The 26,777-nt window shown below is 67.3% G+C and carries 24 protein-coding genes; 11 read left to right on the forward strand and 13 right to left on the reverse strand.

What is annotated here, in order from left to right:
- Position 1: 1 nt before the first annotated feature.
- On the forward strand, positions 2-1,138 hold the full coding sequence (locus FHS75_RS05155; protein ID WP_179406676.1) for a GNAT family N-acetyltransferase: 1,137 nt from the start codon (positions 2-4) through the stop codon (positions 1,136-1,138).
- A 7-nt stretch (positions 1,139-1,145) separates the two neighbouring features.
- Here the strand turns inward: FHS75_RS05155 and FHS75_RS05160 are convergent, their stop codons facing one another.
- Positions 1,146-1,469: an SEL1-like repeat protein gene (locus FHS75_RS05160; RefSeq protein ID WP_244959005.1), complete on the reverse strand. Its 324-nt coding sequence runs from the start codon at positions 1,467-1,469 to the stop codon at positions 1,146-1,148.
- Between the two features lie 296 nt (positions 1,470-1,765).
- On the opposite strand from FHS75_RS05160, the gene dksA reads away from it, so the two are divergent.
- The 5 genes from dksA (at position 1,766) to FHS75_RS05185 (ending at position 4,961) form a co-directional block, all read left to right on the forward strand.
- A complete protein-coding gene (gene dksA, locus FHS75_RS05165) occupies positions 1,766-2,224 on the forward strand; it encodes an RNA polymerase-binding protein DksA (protein WP_179406678.1) in 459 nt (152 codons plus the stop codon).
- Positions 2,225-2,368: 144 nt separating this feature from the next.
- Positions 2,369-2,737 carry a PilZ domain-containing protein gene (locus FHS75_RS05170; RefSeq protein ID WP_179406679.1) on the forward strand — a complete coding sequence of 123 codons (369 nt, stop codon included), beginning with the start codon at positions 2,369-2,371 and terminating at the stop codon, positions 2,735-2,737.
- Positions 2,738-2,811: 74 nt separating this feature from the next.
- Complete coding sequence (locus tag FHS75_RS05175) at positions 2,812-4,293, forward strand: ABC transporter substrate-binding protein (protein WP_229735650.1); 1,482 nt, start codon at positions 2,812-2,814, stop codon at positions 4,291-4,293.
- Positions 4,294-4,333: 40 nt separating this feature from the next.
- The gene (locus tag FHS75_RS05180; RefSeq protein ID WP_229735649.1) at positions 4,334-4,750 is read left to right on the forward strand and encodes a DUF4112 domain-containing protein; all 417 of its coding nucleotides are present in this window, start codon (positions 4,334-4,336) and stop codon (positions 4,748-4,750) included.
- Position 4,751: 1 nt separating this feature from the next.
- Positions 4,752-4,961 (forward strand): hypothetical protein, encoded by a 210-nt coding sequence (locus tag FHS75_RS05185; RefSeq protein ID WP_179406680.1) that lies wholly within the window; start codon positions 4,752-4,754, stop codon positions 4,959-4,961.
- Positions 4,962-4,966: 5 nt separating this feature from the next.
- On the opposite strand, the gene arfB is transcribed toward FHS75_RS05185, so the two are convergent.
- Genes arfB through pabB form a run of 4 tightly spaced genes read right to left on the reverse strand, consistent with a single transcriptional unit; the run spans position 4,967 to position 8,994 of the window.
- Positions 4,967-5,374 carry an alternative ribosome rescue aminoacyl-tRNA hydrolase ArfB gene (gene arfB, locus FHS75_RS05190; protein ID WP_179406681.1) on the reverse strand — a complete coding sequence of 136 codons (408 nt, stop codon included), beginning with the start codon at positions 5,372-5,374 and terminating at the stop codon, positions 4,967-4,969.
- Positions 5,367-6,020: an RluA family pseudouridine synthase gene (locus FHS75_RS05195; RefSeq protein WP_179406682.1), complete on the reverse strand. Its 654-nt coding sequence runs from the start codon at positions 6,018-6,020 to the stop codon at positions 5,367-5,369. The genes arfB and FHS75_RS05195 overlap by 8 nt, the downstream gene beginning before the upstream one ends.
- Positions 6,017-7,135 carry a pyridoxal phosphate-dependent aminotransferase gene (locus FHS75_RS05200; protein ID WP_179407381.1) on the reverse strand — a complete coding sequence of 373 codons (1,119 nt, stop codon included), beginning with the start codon at positions 7,133-7,135 and terminating at the stop codon, positions 6,017-6,019. The genes FHS75_RS05195 and FHS75_RS05200 overlap by 4 nt, the downstream gene beginning before the upstream one ends.
- 53 nt (positions 7,136-7,188) lie before the next feature.
- Positions 7,189-8,994 carry an aminodeoxychorismate synthase component I gene (pabB, locus tag FHS75_RS05205; protein WP_179406683.1) on the reverse strand — a complete coding sequence of 602 codons (1,806 nt, stop codon included), beginning with the start codon at positions 8,992-8,994 and terminating at the stop codon, positions 7,189-7,191.
- Positions 8,995-9,110: 116 nt separating this feature from the next.
- Between pabB and FHS75_RS05210 the strand changes: the two genes are divergently transcribed.
- Both FHS75_RS05210 and FHS75_RS05215 read left to right on the forward strand, forming a co-directional pair.
- Positions 9,111-10,709, forward strand: a complete 1,599-nt coding sequence (locus FHS75_RS05210) for a helicase HerA-like domain-containing protein (RefSeq protein WP_179406684.1) — start codon at positions 9,111-9,113, stop codon at positions 10,707-10,709.
- A 31-nt stretch (positions 10,710-10,740) separates the two neighbouring features.
- On the forward strand, positions 10,741-13,404 hold the full coding sequence (locus tag FHS75_RS05215) for a M1 family metallopeptidase (protein WP_179406685.1): 2,664 nt from the start codon (positions 10,741-10,743) through the stop codon (positions 13,402-13,404).
- Here the strand turns inward: FHS75_RS05215 and FHS75_RS05220 are convergent.
- From FHS75_RS05220 to FHS75_RS05240, 5 genes are all read right to left on the reverse strand, one after another.
- The gene (locus FHS75_RS05220) at positions 13,401-14,807 is read right to left on the reverse strand and encodes a sensor histidine kinase (RefSeq protein WP_179406686.1); all 1,407 of its coding nucleotides are present in this window, start codon (positions 14,805-14,807) and stop codon (positions 13,401-13,403) included. The two genes, FHS75_RS05215 and FHS75_RS05220, sit on opposite strands and share 4 nt — an antisense overlap.
- The gene (locus tag FHS75_RS05225; protein WP_179406687.1) at positions 14,804-15,529 is read right to left on the reverse strand and encodes a response regulator; all 726 of its coding nucleotides are present in this window, start codon (positions 15,527-15,529) and stop codon (positions 14,804-14,806) included. Before FHS75_RS05225 ends, FHS75_RS05220 begins: the two co-directional genes overlap by 4 nt.
- A 25-nt stretch (positions 15,530-15,554) precedes the next feature.
- Positions 15,555-16,112, reverse strand: coding sequence for an EF-hand domain-containing protein (locus FHS75_RS05230; RefSeq protein WP_179406688.1), 558 nt, complete (start codon positions 16,110-16,112; stop codon positions 15,555-15,557).
- Between the two features lie 203 nt (positions 16,113-16,315).
- Entirely contained in the window at positions 16,316-16,687 is a 372-nt protein-coding gene (locus tag FHS75_RS05235; RefSeq protein ID WP_179406689.1) for a VOC family protein, read from the reverse strand.
- Positions 16,688-16,741: 54 nt separating this feature from the next.
- Complete coding sequence (locus FHS75_RS05240) at positions 16,742-18,562, reverse strand: aminopeptidase P family protein (RefSeq protein ID WP_179406690.1); 1,821 nt, start codon at positions 18,560-18,562, stop codon at positions 16,742-16,744.
- A 41-nt stretch (positions 18,563-18,603) separates the two neighbouring features.
- Here FHS75_RS05240 and FHS75_RS05245 point away from each other — a divergent pair, with 41 nt between their 5' ends.
- Together FHS75_RS05245 and FHS75_RS05250 are read left to right on the forward strand one after the other, a co-directional pair.
- A complete protein-coding gene (locus FHS75_RS05245; RefSeq protein ID WP_179406691.1) occupies positions 18,604-20,709 on the forward strand; it encodes a S9 family peptidase in 2,106 nt (701 codons plus the stop codon).
- Positions 20,706-21,101, forward strand: a complete 396-nt coding sequence (locus tag FHS75_RS05250; RefSeq protein WP_342356002.1) for an acyl-CoA thioesterase — start codon at positions 20,706-20,708, stop codon at positions 21,099-21,101. The genes FHS75_RS05245 and FHS75_RS05250 overlap by 4 nt, the downstream gene beginning before the upstream one ends.
- Here FHS75_RS05250 and FHS75_RS05255 read toward each other — a convergent pair.
- Together FHS75_RS05255 and ald are read right to left on the reverse strand one after the other, a co-directional pair.
- On the reverse strand, positions 21,098-22,621 hold the full coding sequence (locus tag FHS75_RS05255) for a sensor domain-containing diguanylate cyclase (protein ID WP_179406692.1): 1,524 nt from the start codon (positions 22,619-22,621) through the stop codon (positions 21,098-21,100). The genes FHS75_RS05250 and FHS75_RS05255 overlap by 4 nt on opposite strands.
- Before the next feature lie 241 nt (positions 22,622-22,862).
- Entirely contained in the window at positions 22,863-23,981 is a 1,119-nt protein-coding gene (gene ald, locus FHS75_RS05260) for an alanine dehydrogenase (RefSeq protein ID WP_179406693.1), read from the reverse strand.
- Positions 23,982-24,122: 141 nt separating this feature from the next.
- Here ald and FHS75_RS05265 point away from each other — a divergent pair, with 141 nt between their 5' ends.
- The gene (locus FHS75_RS05265; protein WP_179406694.1) at positions 24,123-24,383 is read left to right on the forward strand and encodes a hypothetical protein; all 261 of its coding nucleotides are present in this window, start codon (positions 24,123-24,125) and stop codon (positions 24,381-24,383) included.
- 6 nt (positions 24,384-24,389) lie between these two features.
- On the opposite strand, the gene FHS75_RS05270 is transcribed toward FHS75_RS05265, so the two are convergent.
- Entirely contained in the window at positions 24,390-26,756 is a 2,367-nt protein-coding gene (locus tag FHS75_RS05270) for a DNA translocase FtsK (protein ID WP_179406695.1), read from the reverse strand.
- Between the last annotated feature and the right edge of the window lie 21 nt (positions 26,757-26,777).

The raw sequence follows: 26,777 nt of genomic DNA on the forward strand, positions 1-26,777 counted from the left end.
CATGAGCGAAGGCGAGTATCTCGCCCGCGCGGGCGGACGGATCGGTGATTTCGATGCCGGGCAATGGGATGCGCTGACCGGTGGCGGAAATCCCTTCATGCGCCATGCCTTCCTGTCGGCGCTGGAGGATTCCGGAAGCGTCGGCGAGGGAACCGGCTGGGACCCGGCACCTATAGCGATCGAGGACGCGCAGGGGCATCTCGTCGCCGCGCTTCCGGCATATGTGAAATTTCACAGCCAGGGCGAATATGTCTTCGACCATGCCTGGGCCGATGCACTGCACCGGGCGGGCGGGGCATATTATCCCAAGCTCCAGATCGCGGCGCCCTTCACTCCCGCGACCGGCCCGCGGATCCTGACAAGGGAGACGAAGTTCGCATCGCACCTGCTGGCGACGGCGGAGAGCCTGTGTCGCGAGAGCGGACTGTCGTCGGCGCACGCAACCTTTGTCGAGCCCGGCCAGCTCCGACACTTCGAGGAAGCAGGCTGGCTGCTGCGCAGCGACATCCAGTTCCACTGGCGGAACGATGGCTACGCAACGTTCGACGGTTTCCTCGGCGCGCTGTCGTCGCGCAAGCGCAAGGACCTGCGCAAGGAGCGCGCGAGAGCGCAGGACGGCGTGGACATCCGGCGATTGAGAGGAAGCAGGATCGAACCTGCGCACTGGGACGCCTTCTGGCGGTTCTATCAGGATACCGGCGCACGCAAATGGGGCTCGCCATACCTGACGCGCGACGCCTTCGACCTGCTGGGAGAGCGACTGGGGGACGACGTGCTGCTGGTTCTCGCCTTCATGGAGGACAGGCCGGTCGCGGGCGCGCTGAACTTCATCGGCGCCGACGCCCTCTACGGCAGGTACTGGGGCGCGCTGGTCGACAAGCCCTTCCTGCATTTCGAGTTGTGCTATTATCAGGCGATCGATGCCGCGATCGAACTCGGGCTGGACCGCGTGGAAGCCGGTGCGCAGGGCGGGCACAAGCTCGCTCGCGGGTATGCGCCGGTGCAGACATGGTCTGCGCACTACATCGTCGATCCGGGCTTTCGCCGCGCGGTCGCCGACTATCTCGGGCGCGAGCGGGCCGGTATCGCGCAGGATGCGCTCTACCTCGAGACGCGCACGCCCTTCAGAAGGGATTGAAGCGCGCTCAGGCGGCGCGGCGTACGGTTTCGGCGAGCCATTCGCGGGCGCGGCGCTGCGCCTCGGCGATTTCCCGCGCGGTCATCTCGTCCGCGACTTCGGCGCGGCAGAGCTGCGCTTCCTCGTAGCCGCCGGTTGCCGCCAGGTTGAACCACTTGTGCGCTTCGACGAGGTCGCATTCCACCCCGTGGCTGCCGGTCGAATAGGCGACGCCAAGGTCGAAGTAGGCGGATACGTCGCCTTCCGAAGCGGCGGCGAGGCAGTTGGCGACCAGCAGGTCCGCCGCGTGCCCCCCGATGCCCGTGCCGGCCGACTTGGCGTTCCAGCTCATGTCCATGATCTTAACCCCCAGTTGGAGGAAGGCGACCCCCTGCCGCGCTTCCACAAGCCGAAAGCTGGCCTACCGTGGTCAACAAATGGTTAACGCTGGCCGCAAAAATCCGGCCAGACGCAAGGAGGCGGCAAATGCGTAGAGGAAAATCCGCAATTTAGAGGCCATTGGCGCTTGTGCGCAGGAAGACCGGCAACTATAGGCGCGGCATCCTTGGCTCGCTGCAGGTTCACGGGAAAAAAGCCCGGAACGGCAGGACTCTGGCGATCCGGGTGGGGAACTGTGCGGAGTGATCTATGGCAACCGTCCTCGCTGACGAAATCGATATCCTTGCCAAGGCCAAGCGGAGTGTCGGGGACGAGTACTACCCCGGAGACGACGAGCCCTACATGTGCGAGGCGCATCTCGACTACTTCCGCAAGCTGCTGCTTGCCTGGAAGAAATCGATCCTCGATGCTGCGGCGGGAACGCTGCAGCAGCTTCAGGACGGGCCGATCCGCGAACCCGATCTCAACGATCGCGCCTCGAGCGAGACCGACTGGGGGATCGAGCTTCGCACGCGCGATCGCCAGCGCAAGCTGATCGCCAAGATAGATTCGGCGCTCCGCCGGATCGAGGAAGGCGAATACGGCTTTTGCGAGGTTTCGGGCGAACCCATCGGCCTCGGCCGGCTGGCGGCACGACCCATCGCGACGATGACCGTGGAAGCGCAGGAAGCGCACGAGCGCCGCGAAAAGGTCTCTCGCGAGGATTGATCGACCGCCCGGGCCGGTCACGGCGGTATCCATTAAGGGTTTTTTTGCCAGATTGCTTTAGCGAAGCGTTTCTGAACGGACCGCATTGCGGCCCGACTTTTGGACACGCGGCTTAGCACGCCGCACAGGCGCCCGGGCGACTTTATGGACGACAGTGAAAATCGGCAACTCGCGCGCGATAGCCTGTTTCTCATGGCCGACCTGCGCATCGACGGCCTCGACGGCGAGCACCGGATCAAGGTCCGCAATCTCTCGAGCGGCGGCATGATGGGCGAAGGCCCGGTTCGCGTCGTGCGCGGCGCGGTGGTCGAAACGGCGATCCGCAACATCGGCTGGGTCGAAGGATCGGTGGCGTGGGTGCAGGGCAACCGCTTCGGCGTCGCCTTCCGGGACGAGATCGATCCCAAGGTCGCGCGCGCCCCGGTCGGCGGAGATGGTGAGCAGGCGCAGTTCCTGCGCCCGCTCAGGACGGGGACCGGCCACTCCCAAGGGGTTTCCCTTCGCAAGGTCTGAACGCGGCATCCGTTTTCGAGGCGTCGCCTGCCTGCGGCGTTTCACCGCTAGCCGAAATCGACTAGGCGTTGCGGATGAACGCCGTCCGCCGCATGATAGCATACCCGGTCGCCATCCTCATGGCCGCGATGCTGGCCGCCTGCGGCTCGGGCCACGGTTCGGGGGTATCCGTGACCGTCATTGGCGACCCGGCGGACCCGTTCGACGAAGAGCGGGCGCTTTCGCCCGCGCGCGAACTGCTGCGCGCGGCCACTACCGAGGGCCTTGTCGCTTTCGACGAGCAGGGGCGGGTGATACCGGCGCTTGCCGACCGCTGGATCGTGACCGAAGACGGCCTGAGCTACATCTTCCGGCTTCGCGACGGCACCTGGCGCGACGGCGAGGCCCTGACTGCCGCTTCTGCGCGCGAAGCGCTTCGCCGCGCGATCCGCGCCCAGCGCGGCAGCGCGCTCGGTCTCGACCTAGCGGGCATCGAGGAAATCAGGGCGATGGCGGGCCGCGTTATCGAGATCAGGCTTTCGCGGCCAATGCCCTACTTGCTGCAACTGCTGGCGCAGCCCGAGCTCGGCCTGGCCGTGGACGGCGAGGGCGCGGGGCCCATGCAGTTCGCGCAGGTACAGGACCTGGCCATCCTCGAGCCGATTCCACCCGGCGCCCTCGGCCTGCCGGAAATCCCGAAGTGGGACGAGCGGGTACGGGCCATACGTTTGTCGGCAATGCCCGCCGCCAGAGCGGTCGAGCGCTTCAACGAGGGTGAGACCGACCTGGTCCTGAACGGCACCATCGCGGATTTTCCGTTAACCAGTTCGGTTGGAATCTTGCGTGGAACGATCCAGATCGACCCGGTTGCGGGCCTGTTCGGACTGGCATTCGTGGAAGACGCCGGCTTTCTGGCGTCGCCCGAAAACCGCGAGGCGATCGCCCTGGCGATCGACCGCGAGGCACTGATCGTTCCCTTCGGGGTTTCCGGGTGGGTTCCAACGACGAGGATCGTTCCTCCCGGACTCGACGCCGAAACCGGGGACGCGGCCGAGCGCTGGGCCGACATGACGATCGAGAACCGGCAGGCGCTGGCGCGCGCGCGCGTCGACTTCTGGCTGCAGGGTGAGGAAGATCCCGAACCCCTGAAGCTGCGCATTTCACTTCCGGCCGGCCCCGGCGCCGATCTCCTGTTCGAACGGATCGCCGCAGACCTCTCTGCCATTGGAATAGAGGCCGAACAGGTCGGATTGGGCGACGATGCGGACTTGCGGCTTATCGACGCGGTGGCCCGGTATCCGCGACCTCGGTGGTTTCTCAACCGCCTCAGCTGCGCGGCGCAGCGCATTTGCAGCGAGGCCGCCGATGACCTGGTCACCGAATCCGGCACCATGTCCAATTCTGCCGTGCGCGCGGCCGTGCTGCGCGAAGCCGAACGCGAACTGACAGATGCAAACCTGTTCATCCCGTTCGGCTCGCCTATACGCTGGTCGCTGGTGCGGGGCGACGCAATCGGCTTCGCGACCAACCAGTGGGGATGGCATCCCTTGATGCCGATGGCGCTGCTCCCCAGATAGGCGTTATGGAAAAAGCTGTTCGCGGAGCAATTGGCAAGCGATGGTAGAGCAGGGCACGGTACGCCGCATGAGCGCGCAATTGCCGCTGGGTCGCGATGCCGCCTCGGTGCGGCAACGTGTCGAGGCGCTCGAAAAGATACTCGAGCGCGCCTTCGTAATTCCCGGCACCAAGCAGCCGATCGGCCTGGATGCACTGGCCGGGCTCATCCCTGTCGCGGGCGACATTGTCGCAGCGGGCCTCGGTCTTTATCTCATCTGGGAGGCGCGCAATCTCGGCATGCCCAAGTGGCAGCTGGCGCGGATGGTCGGGCACGTCGGTTTCGACACGCTGATCGGCGCGGTCCCGGTCGCGGGCGACCTGTTCGACTTCCTCTACCGCTCGAACACGAAGAACCTGAAGATCATCCGCAAGTATCTCGACAAGCATCACCCTCACACGATGGTGATCGACCAGTAGCATGCGCGCAGCCCTTGCATTGACCGCGCTCGGTGCGCTTTGCGCCTGTGGCCAGGGCGAGAACGATGCCGGTCCTGGCGGCGTGACCGTCGGGGAGGCGCGTGCTCTCGACGAGGCAGCCGAGATGCTCGAGGAACGGCGTATGCCCGAGGAAGTCGTGAGCGCGGTCCCGACCGATGTTCCGTCGCCGGCGGCGGCACAGGCCGAGTAGGCCTTTCAGTCCAGCCGGACCTTGCCGCGTGCGGCCTTGACCGCGCCGCGCTGCTTCTTGTGCTTGAGCCGTTTGGTCTTGCCGACCCGGTTGAGGCGGCTCTTCTTGCGCTTCTCGGGAAGGTTGTGCGCTTCCGCCAGCAACTCGGCCAGACGCTCGCGCGCATCGGCACGGTTGGCTTCCTGCGAGCGATGCCGCCGTGCGGTGATCAGGAGTTCGCCGCGTGCGTTCAGCTTGCTGCCCGCCAGCTCCTTCAGCCGACGGAAGACGGGCGGGCGCAATCGCAGCGCGTAGACGTCGACCCGCAATTGTACCGCCGTCGCCACCTTGTTGACGTTCTGGCCGCCGGGGCCGGTGGAGGCGATGAAGCTCTCTGTCGCAAGCGACTGCGCATGCTCGATCACCTCATCCATCGACGAAGCCCAACGCCAGGAAGTCGCGTGGAAGCGGCGCGACGGCGGCGATGTCGGCCTTGCCCTCGCGTGCGATCTCCAGCCCGGCGGCATGCAGCATCGTGCGTCCCGCACCCTTGCCATCGCCGTAGACCGGGTCGCCCAGCAGCGGCACGCCGAGGCCGGATGCGGCATGTACGCGGATCTGGTGCGTCCTGCCGGTTTCGGGCCGGAACTCGACCAGCGTGAGGCCATCGCGCGCATCGAGCCTTCGCCAGTGCGTGACCGACGGCTTGCCCTTCCGTGCCGGGATCATCCGCCAGCCCTCGCTCGCGCTGCTGATCTTGGACAGTGCGAGTTCCACCGTTCCCCCTGCTTCGGCGAGATCGCCCGCGACGATGCCGAGGTAGCGCTTTGCCACCGCGCGCTCCTCGAAGGCGCGCGAAAAGCGCTTCAGTGCCTTGGGATTGCGTGCGAGCAGAAGGCACCCAGACGTGTCGGTATCGAGCCGGTGGACCGGCACGGGCGCGCGCGCGAAACCGAGCTTGAGTTCGTCGAGGCGGTCGCCGAGACACGCGCCGCCGCTGCGCGGCCGGTCGATGGGCAGGCCGCCGGGCTTGTCGATCACCAGCGCCTCGGCGTCCTCGAACAGGATCGGGATGGTCATGGCGCGAGTGCGTCCCCGATGCGGCGAAGCGCTTCCATCAGCGTCTCGCGTCCCGCGGCGAAGCTGATGCGAAAGCCGTCGCGTCCGCCGAACGCCGATGCGGGCACTACCGCGACGCCGTGCTCGAGCAGGTGGAGCGCAAGTTTCGCATCGTCCCCGAAGCGGTCCATCAGCGGCGCGGCATCGACCATGCAATAGAACGCGCCCTCGGGCTCGGGGGTCGAAAGGCCGGTAATGGCATTGATTCCGGCAACGACGAGGTCGCGCCGCTGCCGAAACGTCTCGCGCCAGTCGGCAAGGAAATCCTGCGGCCCCTCGAACGCCGCGACGGCAGCAGCCTGGCTGATCGAGCAGGGGTTGCCGGAAGCGTGCGACTGGAGCTTCTCCATGGCGCGGATCAGCCATTCGGGACCGGCCGACACGCCAATCCTGAAGCCTGTCATGGCATGGCTCTTCGACACGCCCGAGACGGTCAGCACCCTGTCGGCGAGATCCGGGCACAGCGCCGCCAGCGTGGCGTGCGGCGCGCCGGTGTAGTTGAGCGGAGCATAGATGTCGTCGCTCAGCACCATCACGCGCGGATTGCGGCGCAGCACCTCCCCGATGCCGAGCAGCATGTCTCCGGAGTACACGGCGCCGGTCGGGTTGCCGGGACTGTTGAGGAGCAGCCATTGCGTGCGCGGGCCGATCTGCGATTCGAGGTCGCCTGCCGAAAAGCGGAACCCGGATGCCGCCGACGTCTGCAGCGGGACGACGCTGCCGCCTGCGAAGCGCACGATCTCGGGATAGCTGACCCACCATGGGGCGGGCACGATCACTTCTTCGCCCTCGCTGACCGTGGCCAGCATCGCGAGGAATATCGCCTGCTTGCCGCCCGCGCTGGTCATGACCTGCGAGGTCGGAACCTCGATGCCCAGGTCGCGTGCGAAATGCAGCGCCGCAGCCTCCTTCATCCGCGCCGTGCCGCCGACCGGCGTATATTTCGTCAGGCCATTGACGAGTGCCGCTTTGGCCGCTTCCACGACATGCGTCGGCGTAGCGAAATCGGGCTCGCCCACGGAAAGCGAGATGATGTCACGCCCTTCGCCGCGAAGCTGCGTCGCGCGGTCGGTCATCGCCGCCGTCTGCGATGGCGCGATGCGCGCGAGGGCACGGGAGGTCTGACCGGTCACGATGCAAGCCTCGCGGGCACGAGGCCGCGCACGGCATTGCCGATGAGGAAGCCCCCGGCGAGGTCGTCCGTGCCGATCTCGCCCTCTCGGGCCTCCCCGCTCTCGATCAGCGACCGGCGCAGCACGCCGGGCAGGAGGCCGATGCCGAGCGGCGGTGTGACCAGCCCGCCTTCGCGCCGGACGAAGACGGAAGTGAAGCACCCCTCCGTCACGAGGCCGTCGTCGCGTACGAAAATCGCTTCCGCCGCACCCGCCTTGCGCGCGGCCGCCAGCCCGGCATCGTAAAAGCCCCGGTCGCTGGTCTTGTGGCGCAGCCGCAGGTCGCCGGGATCGACGGGCAGGCGCATCAGCACGCAGGGTGCGGGATCGGGAAGCGGCGGCGGCATGTCCGAAAGCTCGAGCGAGAACTGGCCGCCGCCCGAGGCGACGAGCCGCAGCCGCGCAGGCTCCTCCGCTTCGAAGCACAGCGCCTGGATCGCGTTGCGCACGGCATGGCGGTCGAACCGGAAACCCAGGTCCGCCGCGCTCGCCCTGATCCGCTCGAGATGGAGTTCGAGAAGCGCTATGCCATCGTCGGGAATGAAGACCATGGTCTCGATCAGGTCGAAGCCGGCGGCGCCCGTATCCTGTCCCGATTGCCGCACGAAGTCCCCCTTGACCATGCATTCCCGCCATTCGGGGAGCGCTTCGGAATCGGCGACGATCGCCGATCCCACTCCCAGTACCGCGCGTCCCCGTCCGTTTTCGCCCGGGGTCAGGCGCAGTGTCCGGATTGCCACATTGAACGCCGCGTCGCCAGAGGCATCGATGCGCCCGATGCTGCCGCAGTACGGTCCGCGCGGATCGCGCTCGACTTCGGCGATCAGTTCCATCGCCCTGATCTTGGGCGCGCCGGTGATCGAGCCGCACGGGAACAGCGCGCGCAGGACATCCACCGCATCGTGTTCGGGCGCGAGCCTTGCGCGGACGGTCGAAACCATCTGGTGCACCGTCGGATAGCTCTCGACCGCGAACGGCGCCGCCACCGACACGCTACCCGCTTGGGCGACGCGCGACAGGTCGTTGCGCATCAGGTCGACGATCATCAGGTTCTCGGCGCGGTCCTTTTCGGATCGTGCGAGTTCGCTTGCGAGCGCGCGATCCTGCGCCGCATCTGTGCCGCGCGGGCGCGTGCCCTTCATCGGCTTCACCGTCACGTCGCCGTTCTTCAACGCAAAGAACAGCTCGGGCGAAAAGCTCAGCAGCCAGTGCCCCCCGTCGAAGACGATGCCCCCGTACCCGGCGGCGGCGCGAGGCCGGATCGCGGCATAGAGCGCGACCGCATCGCCGGCCCACGCTCCCTCGATCGGAAGCGTCAGGTTCACCTGATAGATGTCTCCTGCCCGGATGGCGGCTTGCAGGCGGGCGAACGCCTTTGCGTACCCTCCGGGCGAAAGCTGCGGTTCGAGCGGTCCGAGAGAGGCATCGGACGCCGCGCAATTGGCGGCAAGCCAATGAGGGACCTGATCCGCGGCGATGGTCTCGTAACGGTCGAAGGCTCCGAACAGGAGGAGCGGCCCTGCCGCGCCCGAACGGGATGCGGCGATCGGCGCCAGCCGGCCTTCCATGGCAAGCCCGGCCTCGTACGCGATGAAGCCTGCGAGTTCGCAGCCCGACCGCGACAACTGCCGCAGGCGTTCGAGCGCGCCCGCCACCTCTTCGTGCCTGTGTGCGACGATCCATTCGCGCGCATGGCGATAGAGCCGCGCATCGCTCGCATCGGCGGAGCGCGCATCGTCGAGAAGGATGAAGGGGTCGGCCATCTGGAACGACGGTCCTAGACGTGCCGCGCGCGGCTTGCAAAAGCCTGTGTGCCCGGTAACCAAGTCGGCATGGGACGGGCCGGAACTGCAACGTACGAAAGCGGGGTCACAAGCGCATGGACGACATTTTTCTCGGTCAGGATCTCGGCGGCGGTCGCCAGTCGCTGCTTCTCGGGCGGGCAAACCGGCACGGGCTGATCGCCGGGGCGACCGGAACCGGCAAGACCGTGACGCTCCAGACCATTGCCGAACAGTTCTCCGCCGCCGGGGTGCCGGTGTTCGTTGCCGACGTGAAGGGCGACCTGTCGGGGATCTCGATGGCGGGAAGCCCGGACTTCAAGCATGCCGACAAGCTGGAGGACCGCGCGAAGGAAATCGGCATCGCGGACTATTCATACCGCGACAATCCGGCGGTCTTCTGGGACCTCTATGGCGAGCAGGGCCACCCGATCCGCACGACGATCTCGGAAATGGGGCCGCTGCTGCTGTCGCGCCTCATGGGTCTCAACGAAACGCAGGAAGGCGTGCTCAACATCGTCTTCCGCTTCGCCGACGAGCAGGGAATGCTCCTGCTCGAACTGGAAGACCTGCAGGCGATGCTCGTCTACACGGCGGAAAACGCGAAGGACCTGTCGGCGCAGTACGGCAACGTCTCGCGCGCCAGCGTCGGGGCGATCCAGCGCCAGCTCCTGTCGCTCGAAAGCCAGGGCGCCGCCGCTTTCTTCGGCGAGCCCGCGCTCGAGATTTCCGATTTTCTCCGCTGCGACGAGGACGGGCGCGGCTACATCAACGTTCTCGCCGCCGACAAGCTGATGCGCGAGCCGAAGCTCTACGCCACGTTCCTCCTGTGGCTGCTCGCCGAACTGTTCGAGACGCTGCCCGAGGTGGGCGACCCCGAGAAACCCAGGCTCGTCTTCTTCTTCGACGAGGCGCACCTGCTGTTCGACGATGCGCCCAGGGCGCTCGAGGAGAAGATCGAACAGGTCGTCCGGCTGATCCGTTCGAAGGGCGTCGGCGTCTTCTTCGTCACGCAAAATCCCATCGACATTCCCGAGGATGTCGCAGGCCAGCTCGGCAACCGCGTCCAGCACGCGCTGCGCGCTTTCACCCCGCGCGACAAGCGCGCGATCAAGGCGGCCGCCGAAACCTTTCGCATCAACCCCGAACTCGACGTCGAGACCGCGATCACCGAATTAAGGGTGGGCGAGGCGCTGGTCTCGACGCTCGACGAAGACGGCGCCCCGTCGGTCGTACAGCGCACGCTGATCGCGCCGCCGCGCTCGCGGCTCGGACTGGTCAGCAAGAAGGAGCGCGCCATTGTCCGCTCGATCAGCCCGGTGGAGGGCAAGTACGACGAACGCGTCGACCGCGAGAGCGCCGAGGAAGTGCTCGCCCAAAAGGCGCTAGACGCCGCGAAGACCGCAGAGGAAGTGGAGGAAAAGGGCGAGGAGGAAGTGCGCAAGCGCGAGCGCAGGAACACCGGCCTGTGGGACGGCATCGGCGGCAGGATGGCCAAGGCGGCGGCCGGAGCGGCGGCAGCGAGCGCGGGTTCGATCCTTGCCGGCAAGCTTTCGGGCCGCAAGAGCCGGGCCAACCCGCAAGCAACGGCGGCGGGGGCGGCGGCCGGTACCTTCGGCTCGCAACTCGAAAAGGCGGTCGGAATTCCGGGAATAGGCCGGTTCGCCCGCAACCTTATCGGTGGCCTCATGCGTTGAGGCTGCGACACGGTACTCACGAAGGACAGAAATGGGTCGCCTGAAATTCGCCGCCGCGCTCGCCTGCGCGGCGATCGCCACGCCGTCCAACGCGCAGGAACCCGGCTCGCGGCCCGACGTGCCGCCCGTCGTATCCGAACCCGAAGTGCCGCTGGGACGGCTGGGGGACGCGGTTGTGCCCGCTCGCTATCGGCTCGACCTCGCCGTCGATCCGGCGCGCGAGAGGTTTGCGGGGCATGTCGAGATCGACGTCGCGCTGGCCCGTCCCTCGCGCAGTATCGATCTCCATGCCTACGACCTCGCGATCCGGTCGGCATCGGCGCGGATCGGGGCGCGCAACTATCCGGCCGAGTGGGAGGTCGTCGATCCCAGCGGCGTCCTGCGCCTGCGCTTCGCCGAGGAACTGCCGGCAGGCGAACTGACCTTGCTGTTCGACTACGATGCTCCGTTTAACGACGGCCCGGCAGGCATGTTTCGCGTCAACGTCGGCGGGGACTGGTACAGCTGGACGCAATTCCAGTCGATCGACGCGCGCGCCGCCTTTCCGTCGTTCGACCAGCCCTCGTTCAAGACGCCCTTCGAAGTCACGCTGCGCACGCCCGTGGGCCAGATGGCGGTGAGCAACGCGCCGCGAGTATCGACCGAGACCGTCGACGGCTGGGACATCCATCGCTTCGCGCCGACCCGGCCGCTGCCGACGTATCTCGTGGCGATGATGGTCGGGCCGTTCGTCGCGGTGGAAGGCACCGCGCCGCCGACCCCGCAGCGCGCCGACCCGCTGCCCCTGCGGATCGTGTCGACCAGACCCAACGCGGGACGCCTCGACTTCGCGCTCGAGAACTCGAAGGAAATCGTCGTACTGCTGGAGAGCTATTTCGACGACGCCTTTCCCTATCCGAAGCTCGACCAGATCACCTCGCCGATCATGCCCGGCGCGATGGAGAACGCGGGCGCGGACCTCTACAAGACCTCGCTGCTGGTGATGGACGAGGATGCGCCGATCGCGCAGCAGCGCAGTTTCGGCAAGGTGGTCAGCCACGAACTTGCGCACCAGTGGTTCGGCGACCTCGTCACTCCGGCGTGGTGGGACGACATCTGGCTGAACGAGAGCTTCGCCAACTGGATGGGCTTTCACATCGGCCACCAGTGGCGTCCCGCACTCAACCTCGGCTCAGGCGCGCTGGCCGACGGGTTCGAGGCGATGCAGACCGATGCCCTGGTCGCCGGAAGGCCCGTGCGCGCGCCGGTCGCGACGAGCGCGCAGATCGACGAGGCGTTCGACAGCATAACTTACGGCAAGGGCGGCCACGTCATCGCGATGATCGCCGATTTCATGGGCCCCGAGCGCTTCCGCGACGGCGTTCGCCGGTACATGCGCACGCACCGCGACGGCAACGCGACGAGCATGGATTTCTTCGCCGCCCTCGCCGAAGCGGCGGAGGACCCGCGCATCGTCCCGGCGCTGCGCAGCTTCGTCGGCCAGCAGGGGGTGCCGCTCGTCACCATCGAACGCGCCGCGGACGGGTTCACCGCGACCCAGAGCCGCTACGCGCCTCTCGGTGTCGAGGCGCCGGAGACGCGCTGGGGCATCCCGCTCTGCGTCAGGCAGGGCGAGCGGCGCATGTGCCAGCTTCTCGATGAGCGCAGCGGCACCTTCCCGCTCGCGGGCAGGGGGGCGGTCATGCCCAATGCCGGCGGCACCGGGTACTATCGCTTCGAGCTCCCCGAAAAGGACTGGGAGGCGCTCATCGCGCGCGCCGGCGACCTGCCCGGCGGCGAGGCGCAGGCGCTGGCCGATTCGCTTGCTGCGAGCGTGCTCGCCGGACGTTCGGATGTCCGCGCGCTCGCCCGCCTTGCGCGCAACCTCGTGCATCATCCCGATACCTACGCCGCCGACGCTGCCAGCGATGCGCTCAACGACCTGTCGCGCTCCGGCCTGCTCGACGGCGAGGGCAGGCGCGGCTGGAGGAAATTCCGTGGCAGGCTCTACGCGCCGTTGCTGCGCGAATACGGCTTCGATCCGGGAGCGGGGGCCTACGTTCGCGAAGACCCTGAACGCTCGCAGCGCCGCGCACAGATCGTCGAGCGCCTGATGGGATCGACGAGGGACAACGATGTGCGCGCCACCCTGATGAAGTCAGCCGAGGCCTACCTCGAAGGCGATACGCGGGCGCTCGACCCCGTGTGGTTCGACAAGGCCTTCGCTGCCCATATCTATCGCCGGGGCGAAAGCGGCGCGCGCGACCTCGTGGCGGCGGCGCTGGCTTCGGAGGATCCGCTTTTCCGACCGGCGGCGCTCGGGTCGGCTGCCGGAAGCGGCAACGAGGGCATTGCGCGCTGGCTGCTCGAGGAGCTCGACGATCCGCGCCTGCGCGAAAGCGAGCGGCGCTCGATGCTGCGCGCCGTCGTGCTCAATTCCTCGACGCGCGAGTACGGCTATGGCTGGATGCTCCAGAACATTGACAGTCTGCTCGAAGGCGGCGGTATTTTCGATGCGCGGCGCATTCCGCAGATGCTGACCCGCTATTGCTCGGTCGAGGATTCGCAGAGGATCGCGCGGGATTTCGGCCCGCATCTGGCAGGGACGGCTGGAGCGCTCGAACTGGGCCGGACGGTCGAGATCGTGCGCAACTGCGGCATGCTGAAGGATGCACTGGGCGACCGCATCTCGGATGCCTTCGCCGACTTCGGCTAGGTCGCTTGCACGGGCAGGCGCAACGTAGCGACGAGGCCCGAGACATTGCCCGCGGCGTCGCGCCGGTTGGCGAGTTCGAGCGAACCGCCGTGCTGCTCGGCGATGGCGCGGGCCAGCGCGAGACCCAGGCCCGCCCCGCCCGTCCCGGTGTTGCGAGAGGGGTCGCCGCGCGTGAACGGGGCCATCATCCGCTCGATCTCGCCATCGGGAATGCCGGGGCCGTCGTCCTCGATCCGGATCGCCGCGCTCCCGCCCGCGCGTTCGAGCGAGACGCGCGCCTGCCCCCCATAGCGCAGGGCATTGCCCACGAGATTGCGGAGCGCGCGGCGCAGCCAGGTCGGTCTCAGCGTCGCGACGATGCGGGTGCTTTCGGCGAAGGACACGCGCTCGCCCATGTCCTCGTATTCCTCGACCACCGAGGCTACCAGCGCGGAAAGCTCGGTCCGCTCCTCGGGATCGCTCGGGCGGCCGACGCGAGCCAGCGAAAGGATGTCGTCGAGCGACCGGGTGATGTCCTCTATCGTCGCGGCCATGCGCGAGCGCTCGTGCTCGTCGTCGACCGACTCGATGCGAACGCGCAGCGCCGCGAGCGGTGTCTTGAGGTCGTGCCCGATCGCCCCGAGCATCACGTCCTTCTCGTCGAGCAGCGCGGCAATCCGTGCCTCCATCGCATTGTGTGCCTCGATCAGGCGGCGGACATCGGCGGGGCCGCGCGGCTCGATCTGGCCTTGCGGGTCGCGGGTCTCGGCAAAGCGCTCGAGCCGGCTGGTAAGGCTGGCAATCGGCCGGGTGATCCGCCGTGCGACGAGCGCGATGACGGTCATCAGGATCGCATAGATGAGCAGGGTTTGCAGGGCGATGGTCCATAGCCCCTCGCGCCGGTCCGGTGGCACGCGCATCCGCGCCGTGACCCAGCCTTCGGCAGGACCGAGATCGACGCCTGCGATGATCACTTCGCCATCCAGCGGATCGCGCCCGGGCCGGAATGCCGCGCGCCGCATTGCCGCCTCCCGCGCCAGCGGGTCGGCGGCGACGGTTCGGCGGACGACCACGGCGTGCCGGGGATCGATGCCCTGGTAGCCGAGGATATCGACGAGCTTGGCTGCTGCCGCGACGTCCGGCTTCTCGCCGGTCCGCAAGGGCGAGGTTTCCGTTCTTGTGACCTGTACGCGGCGCATGCCCCGCCGCCTGGGCGGACGCTCGCCGCGCATCTCGCGCAGGGGGGGCACGCCACGCATTTCGGTCATCAGGCGGAAGGCGGCGGCATTGAGCATGCCTTCCTCGAGCCGCTCTGCCCGTGCCCGGTAGACGAGCGTCGCGCCGAGCACCTGCGCGACGAGCAGCGCGAGCGCCACCGAAAGCAGTAGCTGCCCGAGCAGGCTTTGCGGCCAGAGCCTGTTCACGGAGCGACGCGCCTGACGTCCGCCGCGAACATGTAGCCGCCACCCCAGACCGTCTGGACAAGCTGCGGATTGCGGCTGTCGACCTCGATCTTGCGGCGCAGGCGACTGACCTGATTGTCGACGGCGCGGTCGAACAGATGCGCTTCGCGGCCCTGGACCATGTCGAGCAGCCGGTCGCGGTCGAGCACTTGCCGGGGGTGTTCGAGGAAGGCGATCAGCAGGCGGAACTCGGCGGACGATATCGCGACCGAAGCGCCTTCGGGATCGGTCAGGCGACGCTTGAGCGGGTCGAGCCGCCAGCCTTCGAACTCGAAATGCTCGTCCTCGTCGGGCTGGGCCGGACCACGCGTGGCGCGCCGCAGGACGCTGCGGATACGCGCCACCAGCTCGCGCGGCTCGAACGGCTTCACGACGTAATCGTCGGCGCCGATTTCCAGCCCGACGATGCGGTCGGTCGCCTCGCCCCTGGCGGTCAGGAAGATCGTGGGGATCGATCTCGCCTCGACGAGGTGGCGGCATAGCGAGATGCCGTCCTCGCCCGGCATCATGATGTCGAGAAGGACGAGATCGGGAGTTTCGTCGCGCAGGATCGTGCGCGCGTCGGCAGCGCTGGTCGCTTCGGTCACGACAAACCCCTGGCGCGAGAGGTACTCGGCCAGGGGCTCGCGCAGGGCCGGCTCGTCGTCCACGAGCAGCAGCCTTGTTTGCGCGATATCGCTCATGTGAAGGCCGTTCCGCGGCGGATCATCAGTTGGCGCGGTCGGAGCGGCGCTCCCTCCACTGTTCGCGCATCGCCTTGCGGGCGGCCTGACGCTCTTCCTTCGTGACCTGCCCGTCGTTGTTGGCGTCGGCGGTCTCGAAGCGGGTCATCGCGGCGGCGGTGAATTCGGCCTGGCTGATCGCGCCATCGTTGTTCGCATCGGCCATGCGCATCATCTTGAAGGCGTGGCCGCCGCGGTTATGGGCCTTGCGGCCCATCCGGTCGCCGCGCTCGCCACGTTCGCCGCGCATGCCGTGGTGGCCGCGCATCGCTTCGAATTCGTCGCGCGAGATCGAGCCGTCGTTGTCGGTGTCGATGCGGTCGAACATCTGAGCGCGGCGCGCTTCGCGGTCGTCGGGGTTGATCACGCCGTCGCCGTTCACGTCCATGCGCGCGAACATGCTGGCAGCGGAGGCCTGCGCTTCGTCGCGGCTGATAACGCCGTTGCCGTCGCTATCGCCGCGCGGGCGCATTTCGTTCTGGGCATAGGCAGCGCCGGTCACGGTAAGGGCGGCAATCGAGACGCCGAGGACAAGCTTCTTCATCGTTTCGAACTCCATTCTTTCCCCGAGGGGGTAAACAGGGGGAAAGCCGCAGGGGAGGGGGAAGGGAGGGAAACGACCCTGCGGCTTTCTGAAACCCGTTATATGAAGTGAATGTCGCGCAAATTTGCCGCGATGGAAGAAGTTTGTCGCAAATTGTCGCGGGAGCTGCGGAGCGTTCATCCTACCGCAAGGCTCACGGCGCGTCAGCCCATGACGAAGGCGTTGAGCTTGTTGCCATCGGGATCGCGGAAATAGGCGGCGTAGAACCCGCCTTCGCCGCGCGGGCCGGGCGCGCCCTCGTCACTGCCGCCGTTGTCGAGCGCGAGGGCATGCAGGCGATCGACCTGCGCCTTGTCCGCTGCCTGCAGCGCGACCATCACGCCGTTGCCGACCGTGGCGGCATTGCCGTCGTAGGGCCTTGTCAGGCCGATGCCCGCACCGCCTTCCGCGTCACCCCAGGCGATGCCGCCCTCGTATTCCATGAAGCGGCCCACGCCGAGCTCGGCGGCGATGGCATCGTAGAATTTAGCGGCCTTCTCGAGGTCGTTGGTACCGAGCGTCACATATCCGATCATCGCGCTTCTCCTTGCGACTCGCCAGACAGGAACATTACGCGAACATAAACCGGCCTACAAGGGACGGCATGCCTCCCCGAGCCAGGCGAGCGCCTCGCCATCGAGTTTCGGCGCGAGCAGGTCGCGCACCTTCGCGTGGTAATCGTTCCACCATTGCCGCTCGTGCGGGGCGAGCAGTCCGGGCGCGACGAGGGTGCGGTCGATCGGCACGTGGGTAAGCGTCTCGAAGCCCATCGATTCGCCTTCGCCCCCCGCGATCTCGCGCTTTTCGACGAGGACGAGGTTCTCGATCCGGATGCCGTATTCGCCTGCCTTGTAGTAACCGGGCTCGTTCGACAGGATCATTCCCGGAAGCAGCTCCTGCTCGGTCCCGCCCTGCCCGCCGGCCGGCTTGGCAATGCGCTGCGGTCCCTCGTGCACGCCGAGGAAGCTGCCGACGCCGTGGCCGGTGCCGTGCTGATAGTCGAGCCCCGCTTGCCAAAGGTATTGCCGCGCCAGCGTATCGAGCTGGCTGCCGCGCGTGCCCCTGGGGAAGACCGCGAGCGCAAGCGCGATGTGGCCCTTGAGGACGCGGGTAAAGCGGTCCTTCACTTCGGCGGGGGGCGCATCGGGGCCGATCCACACCGTGCGGGTGATGTCGGTCGTCCCGTCAGGGTACTGCCCGCCCGAATCGACGAGGTAGACGCTGTTCGGCTCGAGCGTGCGGTTGGTCTCCTCGCAGACGCGATAATGGCAGATCGCGCCGTTCGGTCCCGCGCCGGAAATCGTGTCGAAAGACAGGTCGCGCAGGTCGCCGCACTCCTGCCGGAAGCGGTAGAGCCGGTCTGCGACGTCGAGTTCGGTCAGCGCGCCCTTCGGCGCTTCGCCCGAAAGCCAGTGCAGGAAGCGGGCGACCGCCGTCCCGTCGCGCAGCTGCGCATCGCGGTGGCCCTGCTGTTCGGCGGGGTTCTTGATCGCCTTGGGCAGGATCGTCGGGTCGCGCGTTTCCGTGATGTCCGCCCCCGCGCTTTCGAGCGCCGCGAAGATGGCATGGACGGCATTGCCGGGATCGACCGCGACCCGCTTGCCCTTCATTTCGCCTAGCGCATCCTCGAAGGCGTCGCGCGGGCGGATGGTCACCGAGTTGCCGAGGTGTTCGCGCAATTCGGGTGTGACCTTTTCTTCTGCGATGAACAGGTCCGCCGTGCCGTCGCGCCGGGCGACGATGTAGGAGAGCGCCACCGGCGTATGATCGACGTCGCTGCCCCGGATGTTGAGCAGCCATGCGATCGAATCGAGCGCGGATACGACCGTCGCGTCGAGGTCTTCCCCGGCGAGCCACTCGGCAACCGCGGCCCGCTTGGCCTGGCTGCTTTCGCCCGCCAGCGCGGTTTCGTGGACGAGCGCGGGAGCGGTCGAGGCGGCGGGGCGATCTTCCCAGACCGCGTCGATCGGGTTCCTTTCCACCGCCACCAGTTCGCCGCCGCGTTTGGCCAGCGCCTTGCGCGCGGCCTCGACCCAGGCCTTGCCGTGAAGCCAGGGATCGAAGCCGATCCGCGCCGAAGCGGGTGCATGCTTGCCCAGCCATTCGGCGATGCTCGTGTCTGGCACGCTTTCGTAGTCGTAGAGCCGTCCGTCAACCTGGTCGCGCACCTGAATCGTGTAGCGCCCGTCGACGAACATCGCCGCCGCCGGATCGCGCGTCGCGTCGGCCAGCACGACCGCCGCGCCCGCCGATCCGCCGAAGCCGGTCAGCCATGCGAGCCGCTGGGCGTAGGCGCCGACGTATTCGCTCATGTGCTCGTCGGAAATGGGAATGACGAACCCGTCGAGCTCCTGGTGCTTCAGTTCCTTGCGCAGGGCGTCGAGACGGGCTTCGTGGGTGTTCATCAGCATTGTCAGGGTATCCGCTTGCGGGAGGTATGCTGCCAACATAGATGCAGGGCATGGCAAGTTCCACCCAGTCGCAGTCCGCGCCGCCCGTCGCGGCGAAGAAACCGCACGAGACGACCCACCACGGCATCACCGTGTCCGACGATTACGCATGGCTGCGCGATCCCGGTTATCCGGACGTGTCCGACAAGGCCGTGATCGCACACCTCGAAGCCGAGAATGCGTGGTTCGAGGCGCGGATGAAGCCGCACGGGGAAACGGTCGAGACCCTGTTCCGCGAGATGCGCGCGCGCATCAAGGAGGCCGACAAGTCGGTTCCGCAGAAGGACGGCGACTGGCTCTACTGGATCGAATACGAGGAAGGCGCCGAGTACAAGAAGTGGTGGCGACGCCCGGTCGGCTCGGCTGAGGACGGCAGCGCCGACGAACTGATCCTCGACGAGGTCGCGCTGGCCGAGGGCAAGGACTACTTCCGGCTCGGGGCGATCTCTGTCAGCAGGAGCGGCAAGCTGCTCGCGTACTCGGCGGACGAGAACGGATCGGAGCGGTTCACTGCCCGGATTCGCAACCTCGAGACCGGCGAATTGCTCGCGGACGAGATTCCCGGCACGCTCTCCTCGCTGCTCTGGGTGGCCGGGGACAAGGGCATCGTCTACTCGCTCGCCAACGAGCATTGGCGCACCGACAATGCCCGGCTTCACTGGCTCGGCGAGCCGACCTCAAGCGACGTTGAGCTTTTCCACGAGGACGACGAGGGCTTTCGCGTCGGGTCGTCGCTTTCGGCCAACGAGGGCTGGCTGATCATCTCGACGAGCGATCACGAGACGAGCGAGGTGCGCCTCGTCCCCGCAGCCGATCCGCTGGCCGATCCGGTTCTGGTGCGCGCGCGGCAGAAGGGCGTCGAGTACGACGTCGACGTCGACGAGCGCGAAGGCGGCGATGCGACGCTTTTCGTCCATGCCAACGATACGCACGAGAACTTCCGGCTTGCCACGGCACCGCTGGCCGACCCCGCGAGCTGGACGACGCTGGTCCAGGGAACCGACGACTTCTACCTGACCGGCTTCGATCTTTTCCGCGATTTCTTCGTGACCGAAGGACGCCTGGCCGGGCTCGATCAGGTCGAGATACGCCACTACGACGATCCTGCGCGCGTCGAGCCGATCGACTTTCCCGAAGCGAGCTACGTCGCCGGGCTATCCGACAATCCCGAATGGGCAGTCGATCGCCTGCGGCTTTCCTACCAGTCGATGATCAGCCCCGGCACGGTCTACGACTACCATGTCGCGGACAGGCAACTGGAAACGCTCAAGGTGCAGGAAATCCCGTCGGGCTACGACAAGGACCTCTACCTCACCGAGCGCCTCGAGATCGCCGCGCGCGACGGGACGGCGATCCCGGTCAGCATTGTCATGCGCAAGGACAGGCCGGCCGGCGGGCCGCTGCACCTCTATGGTTACGGCGCATACGGACTTGCCATCGAGCCGGGCTTCTCGACAGCGCGGCTCAGCCTTGTCGATCGCGGGTTCGCCTATGCCATAGCGCACATCCGCGGCGGCGACGATCTCGGGCGCGCATGGTACAAGGCGGGCAAGCTCGAGCGGCGAACGAATACCTTCAACGACTTCGTCGACGTGGCGAAGGGCCTGGTCGAGCACGGCTACACGGCGAAGGGCCGCATCAGCATCTCGGGCGGCTCGGCGGGCGGCGAACTGATGGGTGCGGTGGTCAATTCGGACCCCGAGCTATGGGGCGCGGTCGTCGCGCAGGTGCCGTTCGTGGACGTGCTGGCGACGATGCTCGACGCCTCGTTGCCACTGACGCCGGGCGAATGGCCCGAGTGGGGCAACCCCATCGAGGACAAGGGCGCGTTCGAACTGATCCGCAGCTACAGCCCCTACGACAACGTGCGTGCGCAGGCCTACCCGCCGATGATGGTGACCGCCGGGCTCAACGATCCGCGCGTGACCTACTGGGAGCCTGCGAAATGGGTCGCGCGGCTGCGTGAGCTGAAGACCGACGACAACGAACTGATATTCAAGACCAACATGGGGGCGGGACACGGCGGCAAGTCGGGCCGCTTCCAGTCGCTCCACGAAACCGCCGAGGAGTTCGCCTTCATCCTCTGGCAGATGGGGGTGGAGACTTGAACGGGTTCGAACTCGAATTCGTTGCCGGGTACGATCACATCGACTTCATGGGGCACGTCAACAACGCGGTCTGGCTCGAATGGGTGCAGGACATCGCGATCGCCCACTGGGAAGCGGTCGCGCCGGACGAACACCGCCAACGGTATCTCTGGGTCGTGACCCGGCATGAGATCGACTATCGCGGCAACGTGCGCGAGGGCGAGGCGGTCATGGCGCGCACCTTCATCCCCGACCCGCCGCGCGGGGCCCGTTTCGACCGGCATGTCGAGTTCCGCAATGCCGGGGGCAAGGTCATCGTCAAGGCGAAGTCGACCTGGGCGATGATCGAGCGCGGGAGCGGGCGTCTCGCCCGGGTCACGCCTGATATAGCCGCGCCGTTCTTCGGCGGCTAGGCGGCGGCCCTCGTGGCGCGGCGGTGCGATATCGCGAAGCTCTGGAGCCGCTCGCTCATCGTCCGGTTCCGGCCCGCCGCCTTGGCTTCGTAGAGCAGCTTGTCGCAGTGCGCGTAAAGCACCTCGAAATCGCCCTTGAGGCGACCGGCCTCTGGCTGCTCGACGAGCCCCATGCTGGCGGTGACGAGCCGGTCGAGCCCGGGAATCTCCGCCAGCGTGCGGGTGGAAATCGCGATGCGGCGACGCTCGGCGCGTTCGGCAGCATCGCTTCCGCGAAGCAGGAGCAGGAATTCCTCGCCGCCCAGCCTTACCGCGATGGTGTCTTCGTCGGGGGCCAGGGCTATGGCGACCGCCCGCAGCACCGCATCGCCGGTCGCGTGCCCGTGGGTGTCGTTGACCTGCTTGAAGTGGTCGAGGTCGATCACCGCCATCGTGCGGAAGCCCTCGTTGCGCAGGCGATCGAACCGCTCCTCGATCACGCCGCGGTTGAGCAGCCCGGTCAACGGATCAAGTGTCGCCCGGGCCTCGAACACCCGCGCATCGGCCCGGGCAAGATCGCGCTGCTTGCGGATGATCATGAACCGGTCGGCCACGCTGAGCGAGGTGATCAGCACCTCGAGCGCGATCGCCACGTGCTGCTCGAGCTGCAGCTCCAGCGGCACGTCGGACAGCCCCAGCGCCGAGCCGACGCGGACGACGCCGACGATCATGATCGGCGACCAGGCCGCGATCTGGAACCGCACCGCGCGGCTGCCGCGCCTTGCCGCCACCGCCATGATCCACACGAACAGGACGAGCACCGGGATGAACGCGGCGTAGTAGGCGGGCGTGGCGTAGGGGCGCAGCGGCCCGTCGGCGAAGAGGTAGAAGGCCGTGAACACCGCGATCCACGGGGCGAGCAGCCGCATGAGCAGGCGATGGACCGGGTCGAGCTTGCCGGGTTCGATCAGGTCCGCCGAGAAGTAGGCCGCAGCGACGATACCGGCACTGAAGCTCGTCGCCGATATCAGGCACAGTTCCTTTAGCGACAGGTCGGCGAACCGGTTGATCAGCCCCGACGATACGAGCGTCTGGATCAGCATGAACACGACCGCGACCGCGTGCCACAGCAGGAATTTCTCGCGCAGGACCCGGTAGAACGCGAAGTTGAACACCAGCGGCACGCACAGCAGGCCGCAGATCGCTGCCAGGATCAGCTCGAAGCGCAGCGATCCGGGCGTGTCGGCCGGCGCGCTCGTCAGCGTGGCGTCGGAGAAAAGCCCGGCATGCCGCGCCCCGTTCACCTGCAGGATGACCGCCGCGGGCGGTCCCGCGACGGGCGGCAGTTCCGCGAACATCAACCAGTCATTCGTCGCCGGCCGGAAGCCCTCGGGGGTAAGCTTCCTGCTCGCCTCGCTGCCGTCCGCGCCGATGGCGGTGATCCGCATCGTGTCGAACAGCTTGAGCCGCGTGCGCAATTCGCGCGGCATTTCCTCGGTGCCGGTCAGGTCGAAACGGACGAAGACCCGCTCCGCCGACATCGGCCAGTCCTTGTCCGCGCAGGTCCAGCGTGCGGGCTCGGCGGCGACCGAGGCGTAGGTTTCTTGCGGTCCGGCCCCGGCGTGGCAGCGGGAACCGAAGGGAAATCCTTCTGTTTCAGCCCCCGCCGAGGCGGGGGCGGCGAGCAATCCCGCCAGTAAAAACAAACATTTGATAAGTGCCCGCCACATTGCGGGACATTGCGGCCTCGCGGTTCAAAGCCCGGTTAAGGCGAATGCCGAATCAGACGTTAACGTGTTCCTCCACCGGCACGTAATCGTAGCCCAGCTCGCGTGCGACCGCCTCGTAGGTCACCTGCCCGGCATTGACGTTAAGCCCGGCGCCAAGGTGCGGGTCGGCACCCAGCGCCTTGCGCCAGCCCATGTCGGCGATGCGCAGGGCGTGGGGCAGGGTGACGTTGTTGAGCGCATAGGTGCTCGTCCGCGCCACCGCGCCGGGCATGTTCGCCACGCAATAGTGGACGATGCCGTCGATCACGAAGGTCGGATCGTCGTGGGTCGTCGCCCGGCTCGTCTCGAAGCAGCCGCCCTGGTCGATCGCGACGTCGACCAGCACTGCGCCCTGCTTCATCGTCTTCAGCATCTCGCGGGTGACGAGGCGCGGGGCCGCCGCGCCGGGCACCAGCACCGCCCCGATGACGAGGTCGGCCTCGGCGATGATCTCGGCCAGGTTGGCCTCGCTCGAAAAGCGGGTCTTGGCGCGCGCCTCGAAATAGATGCCGAGCTTTTCCAGCACTTCGGGATTGCGATCGAGGATGGTCACGTCCGCGCCCATGCCGACCGCGACCTGCGCCGCGTTGAAGCCGACGACGCCGCCGCCGATCACCGCGACGCGGGCGGGCATCACGCCCGGCACGCCGCCGAGCAGCACGCCGCGTCCGCCCTGTGCCTTTTCGAGCGAATGCGCGCCCGCCTGCACCGACATGCGGCCGGCCACCTGGCTCATCGGCTTGAGCAGCGGCAGCGTGTTGCCGGGGCCGGTCACCGTCTCGTAGGCGATGGCGGTCACGCCCGATTTGACGAGGTCGGCGGTCTGTTCGGGATCGGGAGCGAGGTGGAGGTAGGTGAACAGCACCTGCTCCTCGCGAAGCTGCGCGCGTTCCACCGCCTGCGGCTCCTTGACCTTCACGACGAGCTCGCAGCCCGTGAAGATGTCCGAGGCGTCCGGCTTTATCGTCGCACCCGCCGCCTCGAAATCCCGGTCCCAGGCCCCGATGCCTTCGCCCGCGCCCGCCTCGACCCAGACCTCGTGCCCGTGCGCACGGAACTCGCGCACGCTTTCTGGCGTCAGGCCGACGCGGTACTCGTGGTTCTTGATCTCGCGGACGGTGCCGACACGCATCGCTGATTTCCTTGCGTAATTTCGTTGCGCACAACTATTAACAGATTGCGCCGGATTTGGGCAACATGCGGGCGAAGAGGACGGGGCGAAGTTGACAAAGGCGACACGGTGTCACCCTGCTGGAAATGCAGGATTATCGCCTTGGATCAGTATTTTGTTCCGGCGTTCCTGAAGTTGACAGTTTATCGCACCGAAATTCGACGTGAAATGCGCGCATACCGGGCAGTCATGGCAGCCATCCGGCAAGTAGGAAAGGGCGGCTCGCATTTCGTCCGGACTGATTTTCAGCCAATCGGAAGTGCCGCTGGGAAGGTGCAATGGACTGCGTTGAACAGCACGCAGCCTTTCTTCACGGGCCCGGTTGCGCCGGTTTGGTTTCGACGGTGGGGCGCGATCGTCTGATTGCCCCTACAACGGGTTCCCGTTCTCGTCGCGGTAGATGTCGCGGCGGCCCACGTGATTGGCGGGGCCGACGAAGCCGTCGGTTTCCATGCGCTCGACCCACTTCGATGCGGTGTTGTAGCCGACGCCCATCTGCCGTTGCAGCCAGCTTGCCGAGACCTTCTGGTTCTCGAACACTAGCTGGCAGACCTGCCGGTACTTGCGCTCGGCCGGGTCGTCGGACGCGGTCAGTTCGTCGTCGAAGCCGAAGCCGCCGTCCTCCGGCTCCTCGGTGACCGAATCGACGTATTCGGGAGTGCCCTGGCCGCGCCAGAACTCGGCAACGCTTTCGACTTCCTCGTCCGAGACGAACGGGCCGTGGACGCGCTTTATAGGATCGGTGTTGGGCTTGTAGAGCATGTCGCCCTTGCCCAGCAGCATCTCTGCTCCCTGCTCGCCCAGGATCGTGCGGCTGTCGATGCGGCTGGTTACGGCAAAGCTGATGCGGGTGGGCAGGTTCGCCTTGATGACGCCGGTGATGACGTCGACCGAGGGGCGCTGCGTCGCCATGATGAGGTGGATGCCCGCCGCGCGGCTCTTCTGCGAAAGGCGCTGGATCAGCACCTCGATCTCCTTGCCGACGGTGACCATGAGGTCGGCCAGCTCGTCGACGATGAGCACGATCTGGGGCAGCACCTCGTAATCGAGCTGGTTCTCCTCGTAGAGTTCCTCGCCCGTATCGGGGTCGAAGCCGATCTGCACGCGGCGGCCCAGCGGCTTTCCCTTGGCGGCGGCGGCGCGCACCTTCTCATTGAAGCCGGCGAGGTTGCGCACGCTGATCTCGCTCATCATGCGATAGCGCCGCTCCATCTCCTCGACCGCCCATTTCAGCGCCCGCACCGCCTTCTGCGGCTCGGTCACGACGGGGGAGAGCAGGTGCGGGATCTCGTCGTAGCTCTTGAGCTCGAGCACCTTGGGATCGATCAGGATCAGGCGGCACTGCGCGGGCGTGAGCCGGTAGAGCAGCGAGAGCAGGATGCAGTTGAGGCCCACCGACTTGCCCGACCCGGTGGTGCCCGCGACGAGCAGGTGCGGCATCGAGGCGAGGTCGGCGACGATCGGCTCGCCCGAGATGTCCTTGCCGAGGATGATCGGCAGCATGCCCTTGTGGTGGGCGAAGGCCTCGCACGCGACGAGTTCCTTGAGCATGACCATCTGGCGGTCGGCGTTTGGCAGCTCGATGCCCATCACGGTGCGTCCGGGGATCGAGGAGACCCGCGCCGAGACCGCGCTCATGTTGCGGGCTATGTCGTCGGCAAGGCCGATGACGCGGCTGGCCTTGATGCCGGGAGCGGGCTCCAGCTCGTACATCGTGACGACAGGGCCGGTGCGCACCGCGGTGATCTCGCCCTTGACGTTGAAGTCGTCGAGCACCGTCTCGAGCAGGCGGGCGTTGCGCTCGAGGCTGAGCTTGTCGATCTTCTTGGCGGAATGATCGGGCGGGTTTGCCAGCAGGTCGAGACTGGGCAGGTCGTATTCCTCGAACAGGTCGCCCTGCCGGCTGGTGGCGGATAGCTGCGCGGGCTTGGCGGGTTTCGTCGGGTCGCTGATCTCGGGCGCGCGGCGCGGCGTGTCGGCAAGCGGGACGGGGGCCTTCGCCTCGCGCGGCTTCTGCTCGCGCTGCGGAGCAAGCGCCGTGTCGTCGCCGGCGTCCTCGCCCTGGAACGGCAGTGCGGGAACCGCGCCGCGCAGCCGGCCCGGCAGCGTCAGCAGCGCGCCCCAGTCGACCGCGAAGACCCGGCCCGCAAGCCCCGCGCCCGCCAGCAGGAATACGCTCGCGACGCCGAGGATCGCCCAGCCTCGCGCCACATCGGGGAGCAGCGCGGCAAGCGCTGTCACCGCCTTGGCACCCAGCAGCCCGGTGATGCCGCCCATCCCGGCAGGCAGCGAGCCGCCCGGACCGTCGAACGCCAGCGCCAGCACCGTGGAGAGCAGCGCCATCGCGAACAGCAGCACGCCGATCGGCCGCCACCAGCGCTGGTCGCTTTCCTCGGCGGTGCCGTCCTCTTCCTCGACCAGACGCCACAGCTTGCGCGCGAAGACATAAAGCAGCGGGAGAAACAGCACCGAGACCGGGCCGAACAGGAACAGCGCGCGCTCCGCCACCCACGCGCCGGGCGCGCCCATCCAGTTCTGCACCGCGCCGCCGGCGGCGGTCGAGGCGGAAGGGTCGGTCTGGTGGTAGCTGACGAGGGCGAGCGCGAGGAACACCATCGCGGCGAACAGCAGCACCGCGCCGCCCAGCTCGCTCGCCCGGCGCGCGGCACGCCGCAGCACGGCACGGATGTCGGGCCGTGCCCGCCTTGCGCCCGAGGTCATCGCCCGTGTCGCCATGTCTTGTCCCCCGAATGAGCG

This window comes from Novosphingobium marinum (genome assembly GCF_013408095.1).
GTDB classification, from domain to species: Bacteria; Pseudomonadota; Alphaproteobacteria; order Sphingomonadales; family Sphingomonadaceae; genus Novosphingobium; species Novosphingobium marinum.